11 protein-coding genes, 1 tRNA gene and 1 pseudogene are annotated in these 6817 nt (G+C 56.4%); 6 read left to right on the top strand and 7 right to left on the bottom strand.

Going from position 1 to position 6817, the window contains the following annotated elements; genetic code table 11:
* From AACR77_RS18800 to AACR77_RS18830, 7 genes and pseudogenes are all read right to left on the bottom strand, one after another.
* Positions 1 to 209, bottom strand: a pseudogene (locus AACR77_RS18800) (hypothetical protein); the annotation flags it as partial.
* Positions 187 to 1221: a conserved phage C-terminal domain-containing protein gene (locus tag AACR77_RS18805; protein WP_042878687.1), complete on the bottom strand. Its 1035-nt coding sequence runs from the start codon at positions 1219 to 1221 to the stop codon at positions 187 to 189. The pseudogene AACR77_RS18800 and the gene AACR77_RS18805, both read right to left, overlap by 23 nt.
* On the bottom strand, positions 1218 to 2237 hold the full coding sequence (locus AACR77_RS18810; RefSeq protein ID WP_042878689.1) for a phosphoadenosine phosphosulfate reductase domain-containing protein: 1020 nt from the start codon (positions 2235 to 2237) through the stop codon (positions 1218 to 1220). The genes AACR77_RS18805 and AACR77_RS18810 overlap by 4 nt, the downstream gene beginning before the upstream one ends.
* Positions 2234 to 2386: a hypothetical protein gene (locus AACR77_RS18815; protein ID WP_164537286.1), complete on the bottom strand. Its 153-nt coding sequence runs from the start codon at positions 2384 to 2386 to the stop codon at positions 2234 to 2236. Before AACR77_RS18815 ends, AACR77_RS18810 begins: the two co-directional genes overlap by 4 nt.
* 53 nt (positions 2387 to 2439) lie before the next feature.
* On the bottom strand, positions 2440 to 2658 hold the full coding sequence (locus AACR77_RS18820) for a hypothetical protein (protein WP_042062778.1): 219 nt from the start codon (positions 2656 to 2658) through the stop codon (positions 2440 to 2442).
* A gap of 5 nt (positions 2659 to 2663) precedes the next feature.
* Entirely contained in the window at positions 2664 to 3062 is a 399-nt protein-coding gene (locus AACR77_RS18825) for a hypothetical protein (protein WP_041979973.1), read from the bottom strand.
* A 41-nt stretch (positions 3063 to 3103) separates the two neighbouring features.
* Positions 3104 to 3310, bottom strand: coding sequence for a Cro/CI family transcriptional regulator (locus AACR77_RS18830; RefSeq protein WP_042878694.1), 207 nt, complete (start codon positions 3308 to 3310; stop codon positions 3104 to 3106).
* Between the two features lie 137 nt (positions 3311 to 3447).
* Here AACR77_RS18830 and AACR77_RS18835 point away from each other — a divergent pair, with 137 nt between their 5' ends.
* The 6 genes from AACR77_RS18835 to AACR77_RS18860 all read left to right on the top strand — a co-directional run.
* Positions 3448 to 4062 (top strand): helix-turn-helix domain-containing protein, encoded by a 615-nt coding sequence (locus tag AACR77_RS18835; protein ID WP_231563093.1) that lies wholly within the window; start codon positions 3448 to 3450, stop codon positions 4060 to 4062.
* Positions 4063 to 4066: 4 nt separating this feature from the next.
* The gene (locus AACR77_RS18840; RefSeq protein ID WP_042878696.1) at positions 4067 to 4291 is read left to right on the top strand and encodes a hypothetical protein; all 225 of its coding nucleotides are present in this window, start codon (positions 4067 to 4069) and stop codon (positions 4289 to 4291) included.
* 276 nt (positions 4292 to 4567) lie between these two features.
* Positions 4568 to 4642, top strand: a tRNA-Pro gene (locus AACR77_RS18845).
* Between the two features lie 221 nt (positions 4643 to 4863).
* Positions 4864 to 5118, top strand: coding sequence for a hypothetical protein (locus AACR77_RS18850; RefSeq protein WP_042878698.1), 255 nt, complete (start codon positions 4864 to 4866; stop codon positions 5116 to 5118).
* 312 nt (positions 5119 to 5430) lie between these two features.
* Positions 5431 to 5949: a hypothetical protein gene (locus AACR77_RS18855; protein ID WP_042878700.1), complete on the top strand. Its 519-nt coding sequence runs from the start codon at positions 5431 to 5433 to the stop codon at positions 5947 to 5949.
* 328 nt (positions 5950 to 6277) lie between these two features.
* The coding region (locus AACR77_RS18860; RefSeq protein ID WP_197055473.1) for a KilA-N domain-containing protein at positions 6278 to 6817 on the top strand (540 nt) is incomplete at its 3' end.

A 6817-nucleotide genomic window follows, 5' to 3' on the forward strand; every position in this document is an offset into this window, starting at 1 on the left:
CACAGTGGAGTGAACCCGCGTAGCACGCCACCCCAAGCCAACGCCACGCCGCGGGCATTGGCATCCAGCTGGTTGGCGCTGGCAGGCCAGCTCCCGGCCATCAGCGGCAGCAGCTCCTCAGCGATGAATGCGGCCATGCGGGCGCTCATGGCGGGCGCATCCTGGTTGGCTGGCAGCGCGGTCACGTTAGAGGGGAGTGTCGTCGTCATAGCTGACAGCTCCCGATTCGATGAGACTGCGCGCCTGTTGCTGGGCGGCGGCAATGTTGGACATCGGCTTGCGCTTACCCTCGAAGCCCTCCCACTCGCCGTTCAGGCAACGCGGGCGACCGATCTGATCCCAGCGCTGGGCGCCAGCCAGGTACCCGGCGAACTTCTGCGGCGCAAACAGGGTCATTGGCCGCAGGTATTCGGCCATTTTCAGGTTTGCGGACCAGTGCTCGCGCTTGAAGTCGATCACCAGTTGCAGATCGGCCACGGAGTAGCCCTCCGCCAGTCTGGCGTTGATGTTCTGCAGGGTGGTTGGCTTGGCCTGATAGCGGCGATTGCATGCGGCGTTGAGGTGGTTCAGCACAGCCAGAGAATCGGCTGATGGCTCTGCCGTTTTTTTAGTCGGTTTTGTTTCGTCAGAAACAGAACAAGAGATCTGTTTATTATCTTCAGAGTTTATATTGTTATTAATGATAAGATCTTCGGCATGATACTCCGCACCTAACTCCGCGCCGCTGAGTTGGCGATCACCCTCTAACCCCATATCTGGCGCGCCCTCAAACTCCGCGCCATACTCCGCGCTAAAGTGTTGCGAAACTCCGCGCTGATAAGCGTCAAAATTCAGCAGGCTGATGATGGTGTAACCACTCTTGCCCTGCTTGGTCGTCCTGCCGATCGCTCCCTCCTCCTCGAAATAGTCCAGCGCCCGACGAGCCTGATCCTCAGATACGCCACACGCTTTCCCGAGCGAACGAGCAGAGCAAGCCAGCTGACCACGATGAATGGTGAGGCGGTTGCCATTGAAGGTGACTTCACGGCTCTCATAGGCCGCATCCAGCAGCAAATGCAGCCACACGGACTTCTTGGCTACATCCTTGTACCAGGGGGCATTCAGCATCGACGAGTAAGCGAGGCGGAAGCCATTGCGGGCATTTTCGCTCACGTTGCTACCTCTGCTGATAGGTTTGGAAATGGGGGCGCCTGCCCCCGGGAATTTGATAACGGTGTTCATGCTGCCTCCCCAGCCTTTTGTGGCTGAATGGCGGTGATGCTTGATGGGTCAAAAACAGGATTGTCGCAGAGCCCATAGGCGCTGGAGCAACCAACGTCAGGAGCAAGGCGGGCGAACATATCAAACGTCTTTCCACCTCTGCCTGTCATCGACCAGTCAACCACTCGATTGATGTTCAGCAGCTCCTGAGCCTCTTCATGCGTCATCATCTCGACTGACTGACCGCCACCCGCGACACGCGGGCCATAGAAGCTCGAGGCACCGCGCTTGCTGGCCATGCTCACCAGTCGTTCCCACTCTGCGACGCGCTCGATCTCTTCTGGCCAGAGGTTGGCAATTTCACGCAGCTCGTCTTTCCGGCACATGATGCAAGGCATGCAGCCAACACGGCTCAAGCCCTGCTCATAGAGCGGGTTCCATTTCACGCCATGCTTGCGGTGAAACTCGAAAACGTCCTGTGCAGTCCAGGTCAGGATCGGGCGGTAGTTGATTAGGCCATCACGAACCTCATCTTTCTCTGGCAGCTTTGCTCTCGATGTTGACTCATCAGCGCGCACCCCTTGCCAGCTCCATACCTCCTCGGTTTCATGGTCTTCCAGCAGAGGGAACAGCACCTGTTGCTGCATGGGGTTTCGCTTCAGCTCTTCGGTGCAGAATCGAGCCATGGTGCTTGGGAAGCGCCCCTTCCACAGGCACAAATCCAAGAACGGGTTTCCGGTCGGTTGTAGTGCGACGATGGCACGCTCGATGATTTGTTCACTGACGCCTTCAGCTCGCCATTTGGTCAAAACCACATCGCGTTTGCGGATAACCTGCTCAGAAAAGTCAGGCTTAACACGACGAATTACGAGACCAAGCCGAACCTCCAAGTAGTCCAGATAGCCATAAACCTCTGGATGCTCATGGCCGGTATCACAGAAAACTGCTTGCAGGTTCTCGGCGTTCCGCTCGATTGCCAGCAGAAGGGTGGCGGTGGAGTCTTTACCACCAGATACAGAAACGATGTTGTGGTTCATGCCGCCACCTCCTGCTCGGTGTATTCACACCCCGGGCATTCAAATGAGCGGTCATCGGTACCGGTGCGCAGCTCGCTGCCACACATCGGGCAGTGATCCAGATCGGCACAAAGGGGGTGGCCCAGCGGGGCCGTTGGGTTCATGGTCATGTTGAGGTCCTGAATTAACAGCCCGGTGGTGAGGCGGGCCTGATTGATAGTGGTTATGCGCTTGGCTGCTTCTCGGCGCGCTCAATCTTGCGGGCCATCAGCTCGCGGGAAAGCCGGGTCGCAGTGCGATCGGTGCCAGCGGCCTGCGCAATGGTGATCACCGAGTCATCGTCCAGATGCAGGGCAAGCTCGTGCATTACGGCCTTGAGGACTACGTTATCCCGATCGGTGACATGCTCGGGTTTCGGGCGTGGTTTGGTATTGCTGAACATGATGGTTATCTCCCTAAAACGAAGTTGATCAGGCCGATGAGCTTTTGCACCGGCTTCTTGGGGCGCTCCTCGTCATAGATGGCCTCATCTTGCGGCGAGAAGGTCAGCAGGCCGCGCTCTGGCAGGCCATCCCCTTTCAGGATCTCCTCGACAGTGACGGGCGGGTAACCCTGCTCGATCAGGCTCCGATTGGCCCGTTTGACGGCTCTCGCCAGTATCTGCGGCTCATGCTTTGATATGGAATTGAGCAGCATCAGCAGCGAGGTGCGGGCAAATGCGGTTTCAGTCATGCCGACTTCGGCACCGACTTCCTGCCACACTTGTCTGTGGCCGACAGTGCCGCGCACCCGCAAGGGTGACAGGGTGTCCATTTTTTCGTGATCAGACAGTGCTGGTCGTCCCATTTGGTTGGTCCTCTAGTGGTAGGGGTAAAGCTGGCCGTTGGTCAGGCGGCCTGCTGGGTTTCGGCTTGCTCCGGGCGGTAATCCTCAAGGCCGAAATCAAGTTTGCCGCCGGAGGCGAAGTGGATGCGCGTGGCATACTTGGCCGGGATGATTTCGGGCCATTCGGATACGGTGCTTTTGGTCACGCCAACGGCGCGTGCCATGGCGTTACTGCCGCCAAAAAACTGGATGGCTTGGTCTTTCTTCATTGGTCGGGGTCCCTTTTATGGATACTGGTAATACAGAACCCATTTTGGTTCGCTTTTCCGAACAAGTCAACCATCGACATAGCGCACAAGAAATAGGACAGAATGAGGAAGTGTTTTTTTATTCGAACGAGTGCGACATGACCTCTTTCAGAGATCGACTGAAATACATGCTCAATGAGCGCGGCTGGAAGCAGGCCGACCTGGTGCGCAAGTCAGGCGTGAGCAAAGCGGTGATATCCGTTCTGTTTTCTGACCCGCTCAAGGATCTGCGCGTCAGCAGCCTGCTCTCCATTGCCAAAGCGCTCGGCTGTGACCCGTTATGGCTCTATACCGGTAAAGAGAGCGGCACCTATGTAGCAGATACGCACCTCGGCAAAGTATCGGTATGGGAAATGTCAGACCTCACAGAGCACCCAACAGATGCCCTGCACACCCTCGACGGGCGCGACACCATATACAGTGATTACGATGGCCAGCTGATCGGCATCATTGCCAACGATGACAACCTTGCAGGCTCCGGCATCAAGAGCGGCGACATCTGCGTTATTGATCTGGCCGACCGGACGCCACGCCATAACGACGTGGTACTGGCGAGGATAGTCAGCAGCGAGCAGGATCGGCTGCTTAAGGCGCTCGACGGCCTCTCTGGCATTACACTGGTAACCGACGATCAGCGCCTGGGCGTGGTGCCCATCAAGGACGCCATTATCTTCGGCCGCATGGTCGAACTGCGCCGGGACGTGAAGGAGTGATCTAGTGGACAAGGATGCACACGAAAAAATGGTTAAGCAGATTACGGCAGAGATAAGGGCAGAAAGGCATAAGGAAGAGGGGCGGCTTAATAAAAACCTCACCTTGGCCATGATCATTGGACTATGCATATCCCCGTTCGTCTTTCATTCCATGTTTGATACTGGTTACTACACGTCTGCGCTGCTTGGTCTTGGCGTGACCTTGGCGATCAACCACTACCTGAAATAACATCGCCACCTCAATCAAGCCCGCATCGCGCGGGCTTTTTTGTGCCCACCATTTGGCAGCTACATCACCCACTAAAAAAAATAGTTCGTAAAACCGAACATTTTCTATTGACGCAAGTGTTCGGGAATATTAACCTTTGCCTTGTTCGGTAAAGCAATCGAACAACCAAGACCGATAACAGCAAGGGCAGCGTGGAAGGCGGCCAATCGTGGTGAAGGTCTTGGGTAATGCCACACGAACGGTGAGAGCCCGGGCCGGAGACGTAACCGGCAACATCGGAGATTAGGCAAGCGGTATGCCACCTCATTTGGGATGAGGGTGTCACAGGTTCGATCCCTGTATCTCCGACCAAATTTAGACAACCAGCAACAGGACCCGGCCCCTGACCAGGGCAGCAGTGAGGCGCCTGACCAGCGCGTAAGAACGACAAAGCCCGCACAAGGCGGGCTTCGAAGGACCGGGTACCACCCGGTCAGTGAAAGCCGAGGGACCAACCCCAGCAATCAGGACCCAGCATGACGAATCAACTGGGAATTAGCGAGGACCAACTCGCCAACAGGAGTGAATGTAGCATGACCAGACGCCTTTTTTCCAGGGCCGCGAAACGCGCCGACCAGATCGTAGCCGCCATCGCCGACCGCCTGAACGGTAACGCCGCCCGCCGCCGGGCCATCAAGCAACGCTTGACGGTTGCCATGATGGCCACCGAGCGGCACCAGCTCGTCGCAGCCCGCACCGCCCAGTCTGCCAAGGTGCGCACCCTGACCGCCATGAAATGCCGCGCCCTCCTCCACTGGCGGGCCGAGTTCCACCGCAACGCCATCTGACCCGGGTCTGGCGCTTCCCTCATAGCGCCGTAGCCAAGACGCATTTAATAGACACCGCGAGTGTGTCTTGGCTTCTTGCAGCCTGAATTCAGGATTGCACCGCTCTTTAACAATTCGGATTGGGCAGTCACCGCTCGCAATCTGCTGGCCCGGCAGATCGCCATTAACCCGTCAAACCGGAACATGGCGCTGGAAGGTGACAGCTAGCCACTGGCAACAGTGGCCAGCCTGGAGCCCCTTGCACCAGGGGGTTGCAGGCTGACAGCCGCCCCAAACAGATCCATAATACCCCCTTCGAAACAAGGAGGGGTTATGAATCGACCTGGGAAGATTTTAATGCCAATGCTATTGCTTCTCGCGGCACAAGCTATGGCTGGAGAGCCAGAAAAAAAGTGGAATGGCTGGATTGTTGACGATAACTGCGATTACCTTACCGGGGTAAGCACCGTGTCAGCCAGGGCAGAGGATGACATAATCGGGCTTGTTATAAACAGGCAAGGCAGTATGGCTCTGTCTCTGCCAAGTAGGTTTTATTCTGGAATTCGCAGTAAAAGCGAAACTTTTACTGACGTTGCGGTGACGATAAATGGCGTAAAGCTAAAATCTACCGTGGTTTATAGCGCCCCGAGCATTAAGGTTGTGCTTGTAAAGCCAGACACAGATAAAGGGCAGGCTTTTTTGCTGAATGCAGCTTACGGTCCAGATGGTGGGGCAGGCTTGTCGCCAAAAGACATGGATATCTTATTTCAGGGGATCAGCGCGAAAGCCAAATTTCCTTCGAATCCCCAGTCTGGGATCGATGAGCTCTCCTCCTGCAAGCCGCCGATTTAACCTTAACGCATAACATTTATACCAAGCCCAGCAACTGCTGGGCTTTTTCATGGATTGACAACCATGCCAATGTTTCTAGATACTATAAAAGCAACGGCAAAATCCGTTGCCGGGATTGGCGTCCCGTTCGACTTAAAGCGCACCAACACGCGCCAGCGTGTTTTTTTATGTGCGGCCCAGTAGTACCCGCAATTTCAGTTATGGCGGGCTGGGTGGGGGCCCTTCGGGGCGCCGGTTTCTTTGAGTCCCGGTACGCCAACCCTGCCCAGTTCGCCACCAGAAAATTGGCGTTGATGGTGGCGATTTATCTGACTCAGAGGATCTCATCATGAATACCCAACTCACCATTGCCAACCACTCCATCACCATCGCAGCCGATGGCATGTACAACCTCAACGACCTGCATAAAGCAGCCATCGCCCAAGGCAAGGCTACTGCATCGCACAAGCCCAGCGAGTTCAAGCGTTTCAATGGCGCCTACATCGCAGCGGTAGAGGCCAAAGCGGGATTTCCCGCATTGAAAACAGTGAGGGGTGGTAACAAGCCCGGCACATGGGCTGTCGAGTTGGTCGCCATGAAATACGCTGGCTGGATCGAGCCTGCTTTCGAGGTTGATGTATACGCTGCGACACAAGCCATTCGCCGCAGCGAAAGCGAAGCGCTGCACCGCCAGCTTGCCGAGCTGACTGATAATGACACCCCCTTCCCGCCCGTTGCCAGCGAACTGCACAAATGCAGCCCCCAGCAACTGGCCAAGGCCCTCTGCCACAAGATGGGCACCACCCGCTACATGCTCAGCATCGAGCCAGACAGTGGCAGTATGAGCGGCCGCCACGGCGGGGATAGCCTCACCCTCTGGCCGGTGGCC

It is taken from the genome of Aeromonas sp. ZOR0002 (assembly GCF_963866995.1).
GTDB classification, from domain to species: Bacteria; Pseudomonadota; Gammaproteobacteria; order Enterobacterales; family Aeromonadaceae; genus Aeromonas; species Aeromonas caviae.

Excerpts from the sequence above, each read along its gene's own strand:
- AACR77_RS18805 (WP_042878687.1), bottom strand. The coding sequence starts at position 1,221 with ATGAACACCGTTATCAAATTCCCGGGGGCAGGCGCCCCCATTTCCAAA.
- AACR77_RS18810 (WP_042878689.1), bottom strand. The coding sequence starts at position 2,237 with ATGAACCACAACATCGTTTCTGTATCTGGTGGTAAAGACTCCACCGCC.
- AACR77_RS18815 (WP_164537286.1), bottom strand. The coding sequence starts at position 2,386 with ATGACCATGAACCCAACGGCCCCGCTGGGCCACCCCCTTTGTGCCGAT.
- AACR77_RS18820 (WP_042062778.1), bottom strand. The coding sequence starts at position 2,658 with ATGTTCAGCAATACCAAACCACGCCCGAAACCCGAGCATGTCACCGAT.
- AACR77_RS18825 (WP_041979973.1), bottom strand. The coding sequence starts at position 3,062 with ATGGGACGACCAGCACTGTCTGATCACGAAAAAATGGACACCCTGTCA.
- AACR77_RS18830 (WP_042878694.1), bottom strand. The coding sequence starts at position 3,310 with ATGAAGAAAGACCAAGCCATCCAGTTTTTTGGCGGCAGTAACGCCATG.
- AACR77_RS18835 (WP_231563093.1), top strand. The coding sequence starts at position 3,448 with ATGACCTCTTTCAGAGATCGACTGAAATACATGCTCAATGAGCGCGGC.
- AACR77_RS18850 (WP_042878698.1), top strand. The coding sequence starts at position 4,864 with ATGACCAGACGCCTTTTTTCCAGGGCCGCGAAACGCGCCGACCAGATC.
- AACR77_RS18855 (WP_042878700.1), top strand. The coding sequence starts at position 5,431 with ATGAATCGACCTGGGAAGATTTTAATGCCAATGCTATTGCTTCTCGCG.